The organism is Streptomyces sp. NPDC013455 (assembly GCF_040632975.1).
GTDB lineage: Bacteria > Actinomycetota > Actinomycetes > Streptomycetales > Streptomycetaceae > Streptomyces.
This window is the reverse complement of sequence record NZ_JBEYCX010000026.1, coordinates 92,703-94,563: the sequence shown is the minus strand read 5'-3', so window position 1 is coordinate 94,563 and position 1,861 is coordinate 92,703. Positions and strand designations below refer to the sequence as shown.

At 73.8% G+C, this 1,861-nt stretch carries 1 protein-coding gene; it reads left to right on the top strand.

The annotated features are described in order from the left end of the window. Nucleotides 1–624 precede the first annotated feature (624 nt). The gene (locus ABZ576_RS31070) at nucleotides 625–1,692 is read left to right on the top strand and encodes a bifunctional DNA primase/polymerase (protein ID WP_360748256.1); all 1,068 of its coding nucleotides are present in this window, start codon (nucleotides 625–627) and stop codon (nucleotides 1,690–1,692) included. The last annotated feature ends 169 nt before the right edge of the window (nucleotides 1,693–1,861 follow it).

Below are 1,861 nucleotides of genomic sequence, written 5' to 3'. Positions count from 1 at the left end.
CCGTCCGCGCGCTTGTAGTGGACGATCACGTGGTCGCGGGAGGAGGCGGTGGGCGGCTGGGGGGCGGGCGGGGTGCCGGTGGTGGAGGCGGCACCGAAGTGCCGCCGCGCCGGCGTGTTGCGACCCTGAAGCACACCCCGCGGGCACCCCGTCAGGAGGGCGCCCGCCCGACGCTCACCGGAGACCGGTGGAGTCGGCGTGGATGTTCCCGTTGCCCTGTAACACGGGGCCGACTGCGGGAACACGGGCGGTACGGACACGTGCCATGGTGCACCTCCAGATCCAAGCACCGAGCACTCGGTGAACTACGGCCTGTGTCAGGGCAGTTGGCCGACCGCCTTGACTGTCGTGGACGACGTCGCGCAATCAGAGTTGCCCACCCCATCCCCGACCAACCATCCCGGAAGCCGCAATTAGCACGCAAGCGTGACGAGCGACTCGATAAACCCCCGTCACCGTCATCAGTGACCTCGGCCACGGAGCGGGCGCGCGCGGACGCCCACCGACCTCAAGCGGCACAAGAGAGGAATCGTTCCGCCGATGTCCGGCCGCTCGTGGCAGTCATCCGGCGCGCCGCCGTGGCCCGCCCTTCCCTTTTTCGAACATGAGTACGAACATGGATCCATGGCCACCACCGACCGGCGGGCCACGACGCTGGCCCTCGCACACGCCCTGTCCGCCGCCGAACGCGGCCTGGCCGTCATCCCCCTCTCCCGGACCAAGCTCCCGGCCCTGCGCTCGCCCCACCACGACGCCCCCCGCCAGGACGACCCCCGCGACGCCCCCCGCCACGACGACCCGCACCGCGGTGGCCCGCACCCCGACACCCCCCACCGCCGTGACGGCCCGGTTCGCGACGGCCGGCACCAGGACGCTGCGGATCGCGACGGCAGGCACCATGACGGCGCGGATCGCGACGGCAGGCACCGTGACGGGACGATCCGCGACGGTCCGCCGCCCCGGGAACGGCCCTGCCACGGCGAGTGCGGCCGCTTCGGCCACGGTGTCTACGACGCCTCCACCGACCCCGTCCGCATCCGCGAGCTCTTCGCCGCCGCGCCCTGGGCCACCGGCTACGGCATCGCCTGCGGGCTGCCCCCGTACCACCTGATCGGCGTCGACCTCGACACCAAGACCGGCACGGACTCCTCGGCCGCCCTGCGCGAGCTGGCCCTGCGCCACCTGTTCACGATCCCGGAGACGGTCGTGGTGCTCACCCCGAGCGGTGGCCGCCACCTGTGGCTGACCGGCCCGCCGGACGTCGTCGTACCGAACTCGGCCGGCCGGCTCGCCCCCGGCATCGACATCCGGGGTGCCGGCGGCTACCTCGTGGGCCCCGGCTCCCGCACCGACCACGGCGTCTACACCGCCGCACCCGGCACCGCCCGGCTGGCCCCCGCCGCCTGCCCGCCGTCCCTGCTCCGCCTGCTGCTGCCCCCGCCGCGTCCGCACCACCCGGCGCCGCCCGTCTCCGGCGACCACGGCCGCGGTCTGGTCCACTTCGTCCTGACCGCCCACGAGGGGCAGCGCAACACCCGCTTGTTCTGGGCGGCCTGCCGCGCCTACGAGAACGGCATCGGGCCGGCCCTGGTGGCACCACTCACCGAGGCGGCCCTGCACACCGGGCTGTCCGAGCGGGAGGCCCGCGCGACGATCGCCTCCGCCGCCCGGATGACGGGGCACCGGCCCTGAACACGACGATGGGGTGAAGGCCGGAAAGCCTTCACCCCATCGGGAGGGAGCGGGGTGAAGGCCGGGAAGCCTTCACCCCTTCGGGAGGGAGCGGGTGGATCAGAGGGCCTCCTCGGCACCGCCCGCGTCGGCGACACCCTGATCCATCTCGGCCGGCTGCTCGGCGGCC

Bases quoted from the DNA above. Each gene is read 5' to 3' on its own strand.
- ABZ576_RS31070 (WP_360748256.1), top strand. From the start codon at position 625: ATGGCCACCACCGACCGGCGGGCCACGACGCTGGCCCTCGCACACGCC.